Source organism: Lysinibacillus sp. NPDC059133 (assembly GCF_042755925.1).
In the GTDB taxonomy this organism is placed as follows: domain Bacteria; phylum Bacillota; class Bacilli; order Bacillales_A; family Planococcaceae; genus Lysinibacillus.
This window is the reverse complement of sequence record NZ_JBHZDH010000005.1, coordinates 76,689-92,964: the sequence shown is the minus strand read 5'-3', so window position 1 is coordinate 92,964 and position 16,276 is coordinate 76,689. Positions and strand designations below refer to the sequence as shown.

General features: G+C 36.7%; 18 protein-coding genes. 6 read left to right on the top strand and 12 right to left on the bottom strand.

The window, feature by feature from the left end; translation table 11 throughout:
* Nucleotides 1-406: DUF2167 domain-containing protein (locus ACFXN8_RS04470; protein ID WP_386843105.1), on the top strand; the 406-nt coding region annotated here is incomplete at its 5' end.
* 272 nt (nt 407-678) lie between these two features.
* On the opposite strand, the gene ACFXN8_RS04465 is transcribed toward ACFXN8_RS04470, so the two are convergent.
* The 5 genes from ACFXN8_RS04465 to ACFXN8_RS04445 all read right to left on the bottom strand — a co-directional run bounded on the left by ACFXN8_RS04465 (nt 679) and on the right by ACFXN8_RS04445 (nt 5,585).
* Nucleotides 679-1,341, bottom strand: coding sequence for a TIGR04104 family putative zinc finger protein (locus ACFXN8_RS04465; protein ID WP_386843103.1), 663 nt, complete (start codon nt 1,339-1,341; stop codon nt 679-681).
* On the bottom strand, nt 1,328-1,843 hold the full coding sequence (locus ACFXN8_RS04460; protein ID WP_386843101.1) for a sigma-70 family RNA polymerase sigma factor: 516 nt from the start codon (nt 1,841-1,843) through the stop codon (nt 1,328-1,330). Before ACFXN8_RS04460 ends, ACFXN8_RS04465 begins: the two co-directional genes overlap by 14 nt.
* Before the next feature lie 187 nt (nt 1,844-2,030).
* On the bottom strand, nt 2,031-3,479 hold the full coding sequence (locus tag ACFXN8_RS04455; protein ID WP_386843099.1) for a tetratricopeptide repeat-containing diguanylate cyclase: 1,449 nt from the start codon (nt 3,477-3,479) through the stop codon (nt 2,031-2,033).
* 404 nt (nt 3,480-3,883) lie between these two features.
* A complete protein-coding gene (locus ACFXN8_RS04450) occupies nt 3,884-5,086 on the bottom strand; it encodes a hypothetical protein (RefSeq protein ID WP_386843097.1) in 1,203 nt (400 codons plus the stop codon).
* Entirely contained in the window at nt 5,079-5,585 is a 507-nt protein-coding gene (locus ACFXN8_RS04445; RefSeq protein WP_386843095.1) for a sigma-70 family RNA polymerase sigma factor, read from the bottom strand. Before ACFXN8_RS04445 ends, ACFXN8_RS04450 begins: the two co-directional genes overlap by 8 nt.
* Nucleotides 5,586-5,710: 125 nt before the next feature.
* Here ACFXN8_RS04445 and ACFXN8_RS04440 point away from each other — a divergent pair, with 125 nt between their 5' ends.
* The 3 genes from ACFXN8_RS04440 (at nt 5,711) to ACFXN8_RS04430 (ending at nt 6,929) form a co-directional block, all read left to right on the top strand.
* Entirely contained in the window at nt 5,711-6,151 is a 441-nt protein-coding gene (locus ACFXN8_RS04440; RefSeq protein ID WP_386843093.1) for a MerR family transcriptional regulator, read from the top strand.
* Entirely contained in the window at nt 6,129-6,491 is a 363-nt protein-coding gene (locus tag ACFXN8_RS04435; protein ID WP_386843091.1) for a DUF4260 domain-containing protein, read from the top strand. The genes ACFXN8_RS04440 and ACFXN8_RS04435 overlap by 23 nt, the downstream gene beginning before the upstream one ends.
* Before the next feature lie 108 nt (nt 6,492-6,599).
* Nucleotides 6,600-6,929 carry a YrdB family protein gene (locus ACFXN8_RS04430; protein WP_386843089.1) on the top strand — a complete coding sequence of 110 codons (330 nt, stop codon included), beginning with the start codon at nt 6,600-6,602 and terminating at the stop codon, nt 6,927-6,929.
* 339 nt (nt 6,930-7,268) lie between these two features.
* Here the strand turns inward: ACFXN8_RS04430 and ACFXN8_RS04425 are convergent, their stop codons facing one another.
* From ACFXN8_RS04425 to ACFXN8_RS04400, 6 genes are all read right to left on the bottom strand, one after another.
* A complete protein-coding gene (locus ACFXN8_RS04425) occupies nt 7,269-7,490 on the bottom strand; it encodes a hypothetical protein (protein WP_386843087.1) in 222 nt (73 codons plus the stop codon).
* A gap of 10 nt (nt 7,491-7,500) precedes the next feature.
* Entirely contained in the window at nt 7,501-8,568 is a 1,068-nt protein-coding gene (locus ACFXN8_RS04420) for a LolA family protein (RefSeq protein ID WP_386843085.1), read from the bottom strand.
* Nucleotides 8,568-10,022: a sensor histidine kinase gene (locus tag ACFXN8_RS04415; protein ID WP_386843083.1), complete on the bottom strand. Its 1,455-nt coding sequence runs from the start codon at nt 10,020-10,022 to the stop codon at nt 8,568-8,570. The genes ACFXN8_RS04420 and ACFXN8_RS04415 overlap by 1 nt, the downstream gene beginning before the upstream one ends.
* A complete protein-coding gene (locus tag ACFXN8_RS04410; protein WP_376076742.1) occupies nt 10,019-10,717 on the bottom strand; it encodes a response regulator transcription factor in 699 nt (232 codons plus the stop codon). Before ACFXN8_RS04410 ends, ACFXN8_RS04415 begins: the two co-directional genes overlap by 4 nt.
* Nucleotides 10,718-11,069: 352 nt before the next feature.
* The gene (locus tag ACFXN8_RS04405; protein WP_386843080.1) at nt 11,070-12,086 is read right to left on the bottom strand and encodes an inorganic phosphate transporter; all 1,017 of its coding nucleotides are present in this window, start codon (nt 12,084-12,086) and stop codon (nt 11,070-11,072) included.
* Nucleotides 12,087-12,101: 15 nt separating this feature from the next.
* A complete protein-coding gene (locus ACFXN8_RS04400; RefSeq protein WP_376076784.1) occupies nt 12,102-12,722 on the bottom strand; it encodes a DUF47 domain-containing protein in 621 nt (206 codons plus the stop codon).
* Between the two features lie 411 nt (nt 12,723-13,133).
* Between ACFXN8_RS04400 and ACFXN8_RS04395 the strand changes: the two genes are divergently transcribed.
* Both ACFXN8_RS04395 and nhaC read left to right on the top strand, forming a co-directional pair.
* A complete protein-coding gene (locus tag ACFXN8_RS04395) occupies nt 13,134-13,901 on the top strand; it encodes a sulfite exporter TauE/SafE family protein (RefSeq protein WP_386843078.1) in 768 nt (255 codons plus the stop codon).
* A 123-nt stretch (nt 13,902-14,024) separates the two neighbouring features.
* On the top strand, nt 14,025-15,407 hold the full coding sequence (gene nhaC, locus ACFXN8_RS04390) for a Na+/H+ antiporter NhaC (protein WP_386843076.1): 1,383 nt from the start codon (nt 14,025-14,027) through the stop codon (nt 15,405-15,407).
* Nucleotides 15,408-15,878: 471 nt separating this feature from the next.
* Here the strand turns inward: nhaC and ACFXN8_RS04385 are convergent.
* Nucleotides 15,879-16,276, bottom strand: a 398-nt coding sequence (locus ACFXN8_RS04385; RefSeq protein ID WP_386843074.1) for a lysozyme inhibitor LprI family protein, incomplete at its 5' end; no start/stop codon positions are given.

Below are 16,276 nucleotides of genomic sequence, written 5' to 3'. Positions count from 1 at the left end.
GATCCTAAAGCAGTTTAACTTAAAGCAAGGTCAGCGCTATGAGGATTTTGACAAAAAAACCGATAAGGTAGCTGAATACGGCTTGACAGGATTAATTCTTGGAGGCGCGGGTCTAGCGGTTGCCAAAAAAGCGGGCTTGCTTGCTATACTCATCCCTCTATTGAAGAAGTTCGGGATCATAATTGTGGTGGCCGTCGGCGCGATTTGGGGCTTTATTCGTAAAAAAACCGGCTTGAAGAAAGAGCAGTCGGAGGAACAATCGACACAATCTGAACAGCCAGAACAATCGGAGCAGCCGACACAATCTGAACAACCAGCACAATCAGAGCAACCAGCACAATCAGAGCAACCAGCACAATCAGAGCAACCCGCACAGGACCAGGAGATTGACAAGCAGAAAGTTTAATTTGCAAGAGGAATAACCGCTCAATGTTTCGCGGACGTGGTTATCGAATTGTTTCAAAAATAAGAATAATCAAAGCCCTTCCTAATCGAGTGATTAGGAGGGGCTTTTCATATCGTTTATTCATTTAAAGAATCCGCGAATAACTATGGAGCCTCTGCTCTTTGAGATAATTGCAACTCGAAAAATCGTTACTACATATTAATAGGTACTGCCTTTTTCGAACTAAATTGCCTCCACATTTGCGTTAAGAGCTAGCAATATCTCTTTACAAATTACCAAAGCGGATCGTTGATAGGATCATCTTCTTGTAAATCAAATACATAGGGTGCTAGTAGTCGATAATAAATAAGAACACCAGCCATAAAGAAAATAGTCCCGATAGAAATATTATCAAAAATCAAATGCATAAATACCATAAGAGGAATCGGGAACGTTAAAATCCCACCCATTTGCATTGATTTTTTTGAGCGATATTGTTTTTTCCCACAATAAGGACATTCAAGTTGTCCATTTTTCCGGTACATTTTTCGAGCTTGCTTCTCTGACCAAGTTTCCCCACACTCAATGCACACCGGTAAGCCATATCCTTTCTTTATTAACACCCATTTAATAAAAAAAGCAAGACCCACCATAAAGCTAAAAAGCAATATACCTTTTACTAAATCGTATTGTAAAATTGTCCATAGGCTCCATGTATCCGCTTCTTGCTGTAAGCTAGCTGCCTGATGACTTCCTGAACTTTTATTGTGTGATAATAAATAACTAAAACCAATGACAAAAAGCGTAAACGTTGCTAGTACCACACGATATTGCCACGGACTACTTCTTCTTTGTTTAGTTTTACTACGAGCTTTTTGGGCAATTGCTTGTTTTTTTTCATCTGTAAGCTTTACATCCCGAAGTTCTTTTAGCACATCTTCTTTAAATTGATTCATGGCGTAACACCTCCCAATCATAATCACCGATTGCTGTTGCAAGTTGCTTTCTAGCACGTTGTAATCTTGTACGTATAGTTGCTTCAGGACAACATACGAGCTGTGCAATTTCCACTGTCGTCATATCCTCAAAATAGTAGAGAATCAGTACTTCCCTATAGGCTACGGATAATGTAAACAAAGCTTCTACTAGCTCTCGTTTTGTGGACTTAGCAAGAAATTCTTTTTCAGGCGTGACTGCTGTCGTACGCCCTGTTATTTTTTCAAAGAGTGTCAGTCGTTTACTTTTCCAGCTACGCAAATAATCATGGCTTCGATTGACCGTCATTTTCACTAAATATGTACGTAATGATGATTCTTGACGAAATTGCTCCTGCTTTTGATAAAAGGCGATAAACACATCCTGCACAATGTCCTCAGCGGTTGCTTCATTTTTCACATATAAATAAGCAACCTTTAGTAAATAATCACCGTGCTCTGCAATAATATTTTCGATATCCATCGTTGTCCTCACCTTCTTTCTAAACTACTGACGGACGCCGCTTCATTTCCGATTCACTTTTTTAAAAATTTTTTCAAAAGAAAAGAATCTGCGAAACTCCAACGGCTATTCGTCGGAATGAAGCAGATCCTTTATGATTAATACTAGATAGTAACACTTAACCGTCAATACCCATCATCTGACTTGTTTAGTTACGATTCACCGCATCACTATAATGATTAAAAACATTGATTTGGTTACGACCATTGCGCTTTGACGTATACAGTGCTGTGTCCGCATTATGGATCAACTCTTCGACTGCAGTAATTCGAACTTGTTTATTTGTACTTACGCCAATACTAAATTCCAACTGAACGCTCTCATCATTGATTGTTAAGGACAGAGAGTTTAATGTCTGATAGAGATTTTCCGTCATCGTTTGAACAGATTCGCCTTCCTGTAATTGACAAAGCACAATAAACTCATCCCCGCCAAAACGAGCAACGATCGATTCAAATGATTGAAAATAGTCCTTTAATGTAGTTGCAGTAATCGTTAAAGCATCATCACCAAATAAATGACCATTTGTATCATTGATTTCTTTAAAATGGTCTAAATCAATCATCATTAATGCTAATTGCTGATTTTCTACTGAAGCTTTCTCCAGCATTTTCTTTGCATTCTCATCAAAATAACGTCGATTATAAATATTCGTTAATGGATCAATAAAGGAAGTTTTTTCAAAACGTTTTTTCTGGTCATTATACTCCATCTCAAATAACAAATGAGTATAATTTTCCCTTTGTATTTCTAATAATATGTCAATATATTCCTTTTGTATCGAGCACAATACAAGTTTATTACCTTGTTCTTCTATAAGCTTCACTAAAGAATTGTATATAGTTTGAAGCATCGCTAAATCATTATTTTGTAAGGCATAGTGCTTCGACTTTTGATACAAATCAATGGCCTCGCCAATGCGTCCTTGTTTTTCACAAAGTAAAGCATAGGCATTCATAACCTCCAATTGTACCTTGGAATACGGTGGTTTCTGAATCATCAGTAACAGCTCTTGCAATAATTCATCTGCTTCATCAAATTCCCCCAAGCAAATTTGTGCAACAGCTAAGTTTATTTTTGAATAAATAACCCCTGAATAAGGATTTTCATGCTTTGTCTCAAAATAATTGCCAAAGTATAGGCTCTTTAATGCAAAATCCTTCGATTTTTGATAGTTCCCTAAAGAGTTTTCTAAGTCGCTTAAATTATTATAAATTTTCCCTAAGCTATCTGTATGTTGAATACGCTCAGCAATCTCTAGTCCCTTGATCATAAACTCTTTAGATTTCTTTATATGGCCAAATGTCCCCCAATAAATGGATGCTAAAATATAATGATGGATTAAATCGATATCATCGCCATATTGAAAGGTTAATTCGCGATATTGCTCAAGCACACTAATGGACACTTGCAAATCACCTGTTTGAAAATAGCTTGCACAGCTATAGCGTAATAACAGAATTGCTTTTTTATACATACCAAGCTCAATAGCACTTTCAATTGCGGCACTACTTAATTCTATATATTCTATAAAGCGATTCGCATCATACAATTCATTGAGCGTAATCCATAATTCTTCAAACTCCTGTGTGTTCATACCGCCCCTCCTTATTGTAACCCCTACTTCTTTAATACTATCTTTATGTGCATAATATTACAATTCCTCAGACTCATTTATTTTCAAATTAATGAGTAAAATTAACCTCAAAATAACATTCGATGATTCATTTCTCCTAAAAAGATGATATCCCCTATGTAAATATGACTCTTTTTATATGGAGAATATTTAAGACAGTACAAAAACTATAATTTCCCAACAAAGAAAAAACAAGCCTCTTCTTTAAAGAGACTTGAAGAATGTTGGGTGGATTTCCGCATTGAAATCAAAACGATTAAAATACTAAACAAGGCAAACCTCGTCATAAAGCAAAAGTCCAAATGGCGAGGTCAGCCTATTATATTATCATACACCTATATGGATACAAGAAGTAGCTTTGCCTGTTAAGGTTCTTTAATACCTAAAAGCTTCTTTAACTCTTCCGACCTTTTTTGACTAAGATGTGCAGTACCGTAACCCACTTTATACAAATAAAGTGATTGATCGTGACTATCCCAGACATCTACACGAACTCCCTCTAGCATAAATGAATAACCTGGAGGGCTTCCTGTATCTTCAGTAGGCTGCCACTCTGTTTGTCGAAAGAATTGCATGACTTCCTGTTCATTTTGAATGTTGAGCTTAGTCGTGACGGTTGGTTCAACAATGTCCACATTGTTTAAAACGCCGTAGTGTGTAACACTTCCATTTTCATCAATTGACTCATTCCTATTTGATTCTATACGAACATAATCTCCTTGCTTTACTGGGAAATCATCTAAAACCGGATACCAAGTTGCTTTTGGGTACTTATTCATGATTTGCACTTGCGAAAGTTTTCCTAAGTCTTCTGGAATAGCCTCTTCAACAAATAGAAAGGTATTGGATTCTACTTTTATGACTGTTCCCACATACGTAATTCCATGTGAATTACTTGAATAATTCTTGATTTCATTTTGCTCCTGAAACGTTTTTACCTGTTCTGCAAAATGTTTATCAAAATAACGGATGGCATCTTGAGCGGCTATTTCTTGTACTATACCGTTCGGGAGAGTGGGGTACTTCCCCAAGTAAAAGGTACCAAGCTTTTTTTTAGCTGTATACATCGGTAACAACGGCTCCACATACGTTGTAAAGTATTTATCGACTCCCTTCTCTTTTAAAAGCTCTGCATATTCAGGTGATTGTTGTAACATAATAAGCTCGTCATAATGCTCCTTCCTTACAGCCTTTAGCTCAGCCTCAGAATATTGAAGACCAAGTGACTTCGCATAATAATAAGTGGCAATTACCTTTTTGTAGCGTTCAAATGCCTCTATTGTATAAAATTCCTCGTCTTGTTTACCCCAATTGATCCGCATAATATTTTCAAAATGAACAAGCTGCGTATCGTTAAACAAATTTGCCGATTGTCGCGTTTCCTTATTTAGTAGTTGCACTATGACAAATCCAACTAAGCAAAACGTCACAATTGCCGTTAAAAGCACGAAACGAATGGGCTTTTTAGGTTTGACAACCTGCTGCTGTAAGACACGATTTTTGATACGCTCCTTACTCTCTACCATATCCCCTGCCACTCTCACCAACTCTTTTTGCCATTCATTCATGTCCAAGCACCTCCCATTCCTCTAGCTTTAGTTGAGACTTTAAGGCTTCTCTTGCCCTTTTTAACCTTGTTTTAACAGTGTTTTCTACAATACCTAGAACCTGTGCTATTTCGGCAATCTTCATCTCTTCATAATAGTAAAGGATGATTGGCTCTCTATATGTTAGTGGAAGCTTTAGAATAGCTGCTCCGATATGCGATCTTTCCTCCGCTTCAACCAGTGTATCGCGTTGTATGTTAGCCTTCTCAGGAAATATTTTTTCTTGTAAAATCAATTTTTTATAATGCCAACTTTTTAAATAATCCTTGCTTTTATTAATCGTTAACCTAGATAAATAAGCACGTAGCTGCCCACGTTCCTCATACGCGTGCTGAGAAAATTTTATAAATACCTCCTGCACGATATCCTCTGCCGCGTGTCTATTTTTCACGTAAAAATAGGCGAGACGCAATAAATGCTCTGCATGTTCATCCATCATTTTTTCAAGTATGCCGTCCACCTCCCCCTCTTACACTATAAACGACTGCCAATAAATGACCGTTTCACTTAATTTCAAAAAATTTCAATTATCGTATTGACCTTGGAGCATACTCCAATGTTAGGATAAATTTAGGAGGTGCTCACATGCTTATCAAACAATTTGCAGCTAAGTATAATTTATCTACTGATACCGTACGTTACTATGAAAAAGAAGGATTATTACATCCAAGTAAACAGGACAATGGCTATCGCGTCTACGATGTCACTTGTGAACATACAATAAAATTTATTTTAGTATTAAGACAGGTTGGCTTTACATTACAAGAAATCAAACAGCTCCTTACACTAGAGCAAAAGCCTATTTCAGATTCCTGCAATCAAGAAACAGTACAGCTATTCTCAGGAAAAATCGCCCATATTGAGCAGCAGTTATTTTTTTATCAGCAGGCACTACAATCCTTACAACTCACTCAAACATTATTGGCTGAAGGCAAATATGCTGAAAATAAGTTAGTCATCGGCTCACTGATCGAGGATATGTATAATAAATTACAAGAAGGAAGTGTTCATCATAAAACTACGTAAAATAATCTCATTGGAATATTTAATAGCATTTTTAGTAACTGTATTTTTCTACTGGCATTTTGAATTTTCGCTCCTATATTTTGCACTGCTTTTATTACTACCTGATATAACGATGTTAGGCTACATAGTAAACACTAAAGTCGGCGCGTTGTTTTACAACATTGGCCATAGTTTAGCCTTGCCAGCCATTCTCTTAATTATAGGCTTTGTCACTGTATCATCACCGCTACTAATGGCCTCTATAATTTGGCTAGCTCATATATTTTTAGATCGTGCACTAGGCTATGGATTAAAATATGATGAAGCCTTTACAAAAACTCATTTACAACAAATAGCTTAAGTTAGAAGTTGCGACTCTATCGGTAAGCGACGTACTTATCAGCAATTCTTTTCACTTTATCAGTGTTTATGTTTACCCTTTCAAAAACCAATTTTTCGGAGGGATACTATGGTGTTGAATTTAGTTCTTCGCTTTCTATTAGAAATTTGTGTGTTAATGGCTTTTGGATATTGGGGTATACAAACTGGGAAAGGCATGTTTTTTAAGCTTTTACTAGGCATTGGAGCACCCGCTTTGTTCGTAGTTCTTTGGAGTATGTTTGGTTCACCCAAAGCAACATTTCCGTTGAGTGGGATTTCGCATTTTATGTTTGAATTTGTGATATTCTCTCTAGCCGCCTTAGCTCTATATGCTACAGGCCGAACACAATTAGCTACTGTATTTACTATACTAATCATCATTAATGAGATTTTATTGTCTGTATTTCATCAACGCTAAAAAATCCACGTTTTTAAAAGTGGACTAAATCAAGACAAAAAAGAAAATCCACTCTTTTTTAAAGTGGATTTACCTCATAATCAATTATGCCTCGCCATATTTGCTTCCGGAATCGGCTTTGTGCTTAGGCCTGCAGATGTTTTTTGTGCGAAAGCGTAGGGTCAGCAACAACACGATGTTGGTCACTCAGTCGTTTTCACAGGATGTGAATTTCTTAGCCTGAGTTCCTCTATTTCAGCGGGTGTTTGGACACCTGTACCTGTCGTGTACGCTTTCGGTACAAAAGACATTTGTAACTGCCGTTTCACTTACGTTACATAAAACATTTGCTGAAAGAAGTTAAATAAGTCTCTTAATTTTCATTTCATATAGCGCAACAATTAGTAAGCCGCCAAGTATAGGGGTTAAAGAACTAAAACTGAAATAAAAACCTTCATCATTGTATTGTCCGAAGAAATGAAATTGCAGCCAAGGAACGTCATATGTTTCACCTACACCGTATAAAAAAACTGTGCTAAATAAAAACAATGCGAGACATTTGATAAATTCATTTCTTTTCATAAAACTCACCTCATTTAACGATGGTCATTTGTTTTGCATAGGCTACGAGGTCTTCGATTGTTCGCTCAGAATTTCCATTCATAATGCTATATTGATAGCCATTTTCCTGCCAATCAATATAGCTGAATTTATTCTCATCCATAAAAGTTCCTTTTTGACCTCGGATGTCCATTTCTTTTATACCAACGATAGGCTCTTCCTTTGTATCATTACTTTTAGCTTTTAAAACTGTAACTAAAATATCTTGCTGACCATTCTTTAAATAAGTAAAAGTATATACTGAACGGTCTTCTTGCACATTCTCTAAAGAAATATCCTCCAAAGTTAGTCCATTTCCTTCTGGCACCATTAAAAATTCGCCAAGCTGTTCTTTCACTGTATCCAGTGTCACTGACTCAGATTCAGGTACACCTATTTCTTCCACTTTTGCATCCTTTGGAATATCAAGTGTAAATTGTGCATCATCAATTTTTGCATTTTCATCCATTTTCGTATACTCTGATGTCATTTTACTTCCAGCACTATTCGTTATTGTTTTTAACGTTACCCATGTTTTTTTATCAACCCATACTTCCATCTCACCTAGTAAAGTATCCTCTTTTTTGGCTTTCGCTACGATTTTATACGTATCTCTTCCAGCAATCTCCTCCTCCCCTGCAATTTTCACATCATGTGTATCCTTTACTATATTAAATAGTGATTCTGCCTGATCTCTTGGTGATGGGAATGCACCTAAACTATCTTTGCCAATATCCATTTTATGAACAGTGTTTTTTACAACATCATACATAATAATCTGTGAACCATTGTTGACTGTGATGATATGCTCACCATTTTCTGCTGTCATCTCAATACGTCGTTTACCATCTTTAGTCCACTCCTTGACTTGAGCTTTTCCACCAATGTCACCCATATCCATTGTGTATTCACCGTAATAAGTAAGTGGTTCTTTCGTTTCCTGTAATGCTTGATCGATAATTTCCTGTGGTGAATATGACCCTTCTGTATTACAACCTACTAAGCTAAATGTTAGTGCGACAACTAAACCTGCTGCACGTAATGATTTTTTCCAATTCATTATGAAATCTCTCCTTTAAATGGTGGCAACCAGCAAAGTACAGCTGTACCATAGCCTTCTTTCGATACAAGCTCTACTGTCCCACCGTGTTTTTCTATTATTTGTTTTGCTATATTTAATCCTAGTCCAGTGCCTCGCTCCCCAGCCTTAGTTCGTGCTGAATCTGCTTGGTACATGGGATCGAATAACTTCTCGATATCCTCTTTTTTTACACCTTGCCCGCTATTTTGCACAATGATATACATTCCATCCTGCTTATTCAGTGCTGGCGATACAAAATCAAAGCACTCTTTAGGACACTCTCCAGCATTCACGGCTGCTAAGCCTATCGTTGTACCTACTACTCCATAGCGCCAAGCATTACTCATTAAATTGTCGATCACCCGTTGAAGCTGCTTCGGATGCACTTCATACATACCCTCTATGTCACAAGTAACTTCAAGCATAAATCCTTGATCCTTGCATAGTTGCTCATAATCAGATAGTGCCATTTCAAAATACTCTGCCCCATCTACTGCAACAAGTTCTAGATGATAGCTTGCCGATTGCAGTAAAGTGTACATTAGTAAATCCTCTAACATATGCTTCATCGTTTCAGACTTTGTTAAAATAATCTGTCGATACTCTTCTTCCTGTTCTTCTGATAACGACTTGCTTTGCAGAGACTCAGCATATGCTTGAATAGCTGTAAGAGGTGTTTTCAAATCATGGGAAATACTAGCAATCATTAACTCCTTTTGCTGTTGTTCTGCTTTTATGTGAGTACGCGCAGTTTCAATTTCGTCCTGCATGGCAAGAAAGGTTTGAGCAAGTTCCCCAATTTCATCTTTTCTTACTCCTAAATTCGATTCCACATGCGCCCCCTTTGCAAAAGCACGCATTTGCCGCATCAGTTCATGTAACGGTCGATTTAATTTACGGTTAAGCAGTATCATAACTGCAAAATAAATAAGGAGAAATAATAATATAGAGCTAGCTATTACAAGCCAAGAACGACTTTCTACTCCTTTTACCCAATCCGTCCTCACTAATTGAATCTCATAAACCCCAAGCAATTCTCCATCTTGATAAACAGGTTCTTTATAAGTAAAGGCATTGTAATTTTGCTTTAGCTCATATAAACCTTTAAAAATAATATCTTTAGAATCAATCACCGACAACGATTTCAATGGATTTGAGGAATACAAAAACAAGCCTGATTTCGAATAAAGCGTAATTGCGAGATGATCATTCGTTAGTGCTTCAATATCTTTTCTATCCGCATTTTTTGTATAGTACATAGGATTTTCGAGAACAGATTTTACCTGATTGAGCTCTGTTAATTTTTCGAAATACTCAGCAACGTTTTTATCTTGATAATAGGCATTAATCCACACATAAAGGCTATAAGCACCTGTTATCGGTAAAACCATCACGATAAAAAAAGTGATGAGTAACCATGTTTTAATCTTCATAATAGTTCACCGATAAAGCGGTAACCCTTGCCCCATACTGTTTGTATATAATACGGTGATTTGACTGGGTCTTTTAGCTTTTCTCGAAGCGCCTTTATATGTACTGTGACTGTATGTGTTTCATCTACGCTCGCCTGTTGCCAAATATGCTGATAGAGCTCTTCTTTTGAAAAGGTTTGGCTTGGATTTTTCGTAAGTAGTTTTAACAGGGCAAATTCCTTCTGTGTTAAGGCAAGCTCTTGATCATCAAGGTGCGCTGTTTCCTTCTGCCAATCAATTTTTAAGCCGTGTGCAAAGGATGTTACATCTTCAGCGATTTCTTTTTTCGAATAACGTTTCCAGCGGCGTAAGTGTGAGGCTACTCGTGCCTTTAACTCCTCTAAGCTAAACGGCTTCGCAATATAATCATCAGCGCCCTGCAAGCCCTCAACCTTATCTGCCTCTTCCTTACGCGCACTCATCATTAAAATAGGTATATCACTTTCCCAACGAATATTTTGACAAACAGTAAGACCATCCATCTCAGGTAACATCCAATCGACTAACACTAAATCGAAAGAATCTGCTTGAAAATCAGCTAGCCCTTCAAGTCCTGTTGTTGCCCAAGTAATTTGGTAACCCTCTTGCTCAAGCGTTTCCTTCACAATACGTCCAATCGCCGTATCATCCTCAATCAGTAATAGCTTTTCTTTCATCTGTTTTCCTCCTGCATTAACCTTACTATGTAAAAAGACATTTTTTCTGAACTTTATACTTTCTTTATAATTACCATAGATCTGGATATCCGTCACTTCTCGTTTTAAATCCGACGTTAGGTGCGAGCAATCCGTCTCCTTCATTTCTATCCGTCGTTCTGCTCGGTCTTTCCGTCGCCTTCTTTTCCATCAGTCGTTCTACCTGGACTTTCCGTCGCTTCGCCTTTTCTTTCCGTCGGTCAGACCTGCCTTTCCGTCGCTTTGCCTTTCCCATCCATCGCTTTCAGACAACCTAATTCCAATTAATCAAACAAAAAAGGAATGCACGCAATTTGTGCATTCCTTCATTATGTTAGAACAATAAACTTAAAATAAAGTAAATAGCTGCCGCCATGACTGCGGAAATTGGCATCGTGATTACCCATGTTGTCACAATTTTACGTGCCATGCCCCATTTAACACCTTTTACACGATGTGCTGTTCCTACTCCCATGATAGATGAAGAAATAACATGTGTTGTAGATACTGGTAAGTGAATTAAAGTTGCACCGAAAATGATAGATGCAGAAGCAAGGTCTGCTGCAACACCGTTTACTGGACGGATTTTCATAATCTTGCCACCGACTGTTTTGATGATTTTATAACCACCTACAGAAGTACCAAGACCCATCGCACATGCTGCTGCAAAACGTACCCAGAAAGGAATATCGTCTGTGTGATGCAAGCCTCCTGCAATTAAAGCGAGCGTAATAATCCCCATCGCCTTTTGTGCATCGTTTGTACCGTGTGTAAATGATTGTAAAGCGGCTGTACCAATTTGCATTGTCCGGAAGCCTTTATTCGTTCGATATAAATTCATATCCTTAAATAATACTTTGAATAAAGACATCATTAAGAAACCACCTGCAAACGCAAGTAATGGTGAGAAAATAAGCGCCTGAAGGATTTTTATAAAGCCACTATAGTTCAAAACATTAAAGCCAGCTGCCGCAATGGCAGCACCAGCCACAGAACCGATCAATGTATGTGATGAACTAGACGGAATTCCAAAGTACCACGTTACTAAATTCCATGTGATCGCTGATAATAATGCCGCTAAAATAACGACAGAACCTGTAGTATCTCCAGTAAAAGCATTTAAGCTGAACGGGTCAACAATATCCTTTGTTAATGCTTTCGCTACCCCAACGAATGTAATAGCTCCGATGAAGTTCATAAGTGCAGCCATATATATTGCTGTACGTGGCTTCAATGCCCTTGTTGATACAGAAGTTGCGATCGCGTTAGCTGTATCATGGAAGCCGTTAATAAAATCAAACACAAGCGCAAATATAACGACTAATATTGTTATCAGTAATATCGTATCCATTTCGTACTCTCCATCTTACGCGTTACGCATAATTATTGTTTCAATTGTATTTGCTACAGTTTGACAGTAGTCTGCAATATCTTCAAATTGTTCGTATATACTCTTGAACACCATGATGCGCATCGGATCTTTTTCTTGAATAAATAATTGCTTCATAGAAGAGCGGAAAATTTCATCACATTCACGCTCATAGTCCTTAATTTGAATAGCATGTTTACGCATTTCAACAAGCTTTTTACTATTTAATAGCTCCATTGCTTGGACCATTTCGTCTGTACTTTTCGCAATATATGTTAAGAATTGGCGCATCGGGTCTGTCACTTCTGTTAAATTGTACATGTCAAAATGAGCAATACAGCCTTCCATTCCATCAATAACATCATCTAATTTATTGGCAAGTGCTAAAATATCTTCACGCTCTATTGGTGTCATAAATGATTTATTGAGCATGACGATCAGCTCGTGAATCAATTTATCTCCACTTGTTTCATATCGCTTCATTGTGTCTGCGATTTCTTTTAGTGAATCTATATTTTCAATACGTGCGTTATGAGCGTAATAAATACCTTCTTTAACGTTTTTAGAAATGTTTAACAATGCCTTAAAAAATGGATCTTGCTTGTTTGAGTTGAACATCATGTTCCTCCTGTTGAATGAATATTGTCGATTTCTGCAATCATCATAACAAAACTTTCACATACTTCTACAGATTTTTAAACATAAACAAGTTGAATTTACAAAAATGTAATATAAAATTTGCCACAATTAATTCTAGGTACTTTTCCAAGTTGAAAACGTTGGAAACTCAGTAACAAAAATGTTCGATTTTTCTTTAAATATACCCATTTTTTCTTTTATTTTTATAAAAATACTTGAAAAACTTTTTTCCCTTCTATTTTTTTCATCATTATAAATGTTAAGGAATTGTAAACGATATTTACATTAGAAATGAAATACTCCATTGTCATTTATTACAATTCGCAGTACTGTTATTAGAATAGTGTAAGTTACACAGTATGCGATAAAAAGGTTGTGAGTATCATACATATGGACATCGATTTACTATCACTTGTAATACTTTTAGTACTAGGCTTTATCGCATCCTTTTTAAATGCGATTGTCGGTGGCGGAGGATTAATTTCATTGCCTGCCCTTATGGCGGTTGGTTTACCGCCAAGTACAGCGATTGCCACAAACAAACTCGCAAATACAATTAGTAATGGGACTAGCATGTTAACTTTTTTACGAGCTGGCAAGGTTGATATTAAAAAGAATAAGAAAATAATGCCTTTTATTTTTATTGGTTCATTTATTGGAGCATACACCGTGCATCTCGTATCACCAGCTATTTTAAAACCTCTTATGCTAGTTATGCTCGTCCTTGTTACGGCTTATACGGTTTTCAAAAAAGATTGGGGACAGCAACCTGAAGAGCGGACATTAAGTACTGTTAAGAAAATGGCCTTTGTTGGGGCTTTTGCAGCTGTTGGCTTTTACGATGGTTTCTTCGGACCTGGCACTGGTTCTTTTTTTATTTTCATTTTATTAATGATGGGCAATGATTTTTTGCAGGCCGCTGGTAATGCTAAAGCCTTTAATTTTACATCGAACTTAGCTGCGCTGGCTATGTTTTTACTATTAGGAAAAGTAAATTTTTTATACGGCCTACCGATGGGCTTCGTCATGATCTTTGGTGCCATAATGGGTTCAAAATTTGCGCTGAAACGTGGGACAAAAATGATGCGTATTATTTTTATCATCATGACTTGTACATTAATTGTTAAAAATGCATGGGATTATTTCAGTATCCATTAAAGAAAAATACAACCGATTTCATTAATAAAATTTATCAGTCAATTGACAAAATTTATTAGCGTGCTATAATTCTTTTAGGCTTCACCGCGTTGAAGCGAAGAAGTAACTAGTAGGAGGATTAGCATGTTTCGAATAGAAGCAAAGAGTAACCCTCGATTTATCGAGGCAAGCTTTATTATACTTTTAATTATTGCCACGATGGCATACAGTATTGGGTATTTAAAATCAACACCCCATATACCTATTTTTCTTGTCATTTCACTTTTAATTGCCTATGGATTACTAAAAAAAGTTCCGTTTCGTGAGCTTGAAGCTGGGATGGTTGCAGGTGCAAGTGCTGGACTTGGGGCAGTTTTCATTTTCTTCTTTATTGGTATTTTAATTTCGAGTTGGATTATGGGTGGTACAATTCCAACACTGATCTACTATGGTTTTTTAACAGTTTCACCAAGCTTTTTCTTTGCCATTGTATTTTTGATTTGTAGTATCGTTGGTGTTTCAGTTGGTAGTTCTTTAACTACTGTAGCAACAGTGGGCGTTGCCTTTATGGGAATCGCGGGTGCAATGGACATCTCTTTAGCTATAACAGCTGGTGCGATTGTTTCAGGAGCTTTCTTTGGGGATAAAATGTCTCCCCTTTCGGATACAACAAATCTTGCATCTGGGACGGTTGGTGTAGATCTTTTCGAGCATATTAAAAATATGGGTTGGACAACGATTCCAGCTTTCGTGATCTCATTCGTCCTTTATGCAATATTATCGCCAACAGGTGGAAATAATTCGTTTGAAACAGTTGAGCAATTTAAAGAGGGCTTACTGTCAACTGGACTTATTCATTGGTATACATTATTGCCAATTGTTGTTCTTGTTATTATGACTTTTTATAAAGCGCCTGCACTTATCACACTCGCAGTCGTCTCCATTATTGGCGTTGGACTTGCCTACATACAAGAACCGATTGCCTTATCGAATGTCTTTAAAATCCTTTTTGAAGGCTATGTATCTAGTACGGGTGATAAAGGTGTAGATGCATTACTGTCTCGCGGTGGTATGAACAGTATGCTATTTACAATTGCCTTAGTCTTATTAGCATTAACAATGGGCGGTCTTCTATTTACGCTCGGCATTATTCAAAGTATTTTAGCGAAGGTAGAGAGCCTCTTTAAAAGTGCTGGCTCTGTCATTACAGGTGCAGCCATTACGGGGATTGGTGTAAACACATTAATTGGTGAGCAATATTTATCCATCCTACTTACTGGTGAAGCATTTAAAGCACAATTTGAGAAGGTAGGGCTTGCCCCTAAAAATTTATCCCGAGTTATGGAGGACGCAGGAACTGTAGTCAATCCTCTTGTTCCATGGAGTGTTTGTGGTATTTTCATTGCTAGTGTACTAGATATACCAACAACATCTTACCTGCCATTTACCTTCTTCTGTCTACTCGGACCAGTTTTGACGATTATCTTTGGTTGGAGCGGTAAAACATTAACAAAGCTTGAAAAATAAGATTGGTAGCTGATGAATTCGTCAGCTACCTTTTTTATATCCCACCATATTTATGCCTATCAATTATGTCTCAGCATAATTGCGTCCCTGTCGCTATACTTTCTGTACAAAAGACATTTGTAGCTGACGCTACCAAAAAACATTTGCTAAAAGAAGTTAAATAATAACCAATTAATAGATACAAACAATCCTGAAACGATGAAGACACTTAAAAATCTCATCAATAAATTAACATCACACGATGAAAAATAAAAAACTAACTAAAATGTACATTTTAGTTAGTTTTTTATAAACCACACTTAATGATAGTTCTCCGGAATGTAACTAAGTGCGGTTTTTTACAATGTAAGTTTTAAAATGCTAAACTAGAAATAATAATTTTTTATCCGCTTCGATGTAGATGAACGTCGAGCAATATGGACAGTATGAGGCATGTAAAGCATAGATTTTAAAACTCTCTTTTTCACTTGTTTATTTCATATAATTTTTTACTAGCTCATAACATCTTTCTTTCGTATATTGAGCTTCAATTTTATACTTTGTAATTTCTTTCATTTCATCGTCAGCATACTTTGAAGCCGCATTTTTGGCAGAACTCTCTTTGTCTTTAATCCACTTTATTTGTACTCCTTTTAAACTCTCCATGTCACCACTAGAAAGTTGCTGTTTTAACAGAGCATAAATTTCGTTTAAGACATTATCCCATCTTTTATATGTTTCTTTTTCTGCTTTTAAAATTTCTGTATTATCTTTATTAGTATACAAATGCTCAAGATCTGCTAAACCAGCATCAATCGAATCTAGCTTCTGTATGTACTCATCTTTTTGACTTCCATTTGTAACTTTTTCTTGTTCTTCTTCAATAGTAG

Coding starts and splice junctions, on each gene's coding strand:
- ACFXN8_RS04430 (WP_386843089.1), top strand. CDS start 6,600: ATGGTGTTGAATTTAGTTCTTCGCTTTCTATTAGAAATTTGTGTGTTA.
- ACFXN8_RS04440 (WP_386843093.1), top strand. CDS start 5,711: ATGCTTATCAAACAATTTGCAGCTAAGTATAATTTATCTACTGATACC.
- ACFXN8_RS04465 (WP_386843103.1), bottom strand. CDS start 1,341: ATGAATCAATTTAAAGAAGATGTGCTAAAAGAACTTCGGGATGTAAAG.
- ACFXN8_RS04395 (WP_386843078.1), top strand. CDS start 13,134: ATGGACATCGATTTACTATCACTTGTAATACTTTTAGTACTAGGCTTT.
- ACFXN8_RS04400 (WP_376076784.1), bottom strand. CDS start 12,722: ATGTTCAACTCAAACAAGCAAGATCCATTTTTTAAGGCATTGTTAAAC.
- ACFXN8_RS04450 (WP_386843097.1), bottom strand. CDS start 5,086: ATGAATGAATGGCAAAAAGAGTTGGTGAGAGTGGCAGGGGATATGGTA.
- ACFXN8_RS04425 (WP_386843087.1), bottom strand. CDS start 7,490: ATGAAAAGAAATGAATTTATCAAATGTCTCGCATTGTTTTTATTTAGC.
- ACFXN8_RS04405 (WP_386843080.1), bottom strand. CDS start 12,086: ATGGATACGATATTACTGATAACAATATTAGTCGTTATATTTGCGCTT.
- ACFXN8_RS04410 (WP_376076742.1), bottom strand. CDS start 10,717: ATGAAAGAAAAGCTATTACTGATTGAGGATGATACGGCGATTGGACGT.
- ACFXN8_RS04455 (WP_386843099.1), bottom strand. CDS start 3,479: ATGAACACACAGGAGTTTGAAGAATTATGGATTACGCTCAATGAATTG.
- ACFXN8_RS04420 (WP_386843085.1), bottom strand. CDS start 8,568: ATGAATTGGAAAAAATCATTACGTGCAGCAGGTTTAGTTGTCGCACTA.
- ACFXN8_RS04460 (WP_386843101.1), bottom strand. CDS start 1,843: ATGGATATCGAAAATATTATTGCAGAGCACGGTGATTATTTACTAAAG.
- nhaC (WP_386843076.1), top strand. CDS start 14,025: ATGTTTCGAATAGAAGCAAAGAGTAACCCTCGATTTATCGAGGCAAGC.
- ACFXN8_RS04415 (WP_386843083.1), bottom strand. CDS start 10,022: ATGAAGATTAAAACATGGTTACTCATCACTTTTTTTATCGTGATGGTT.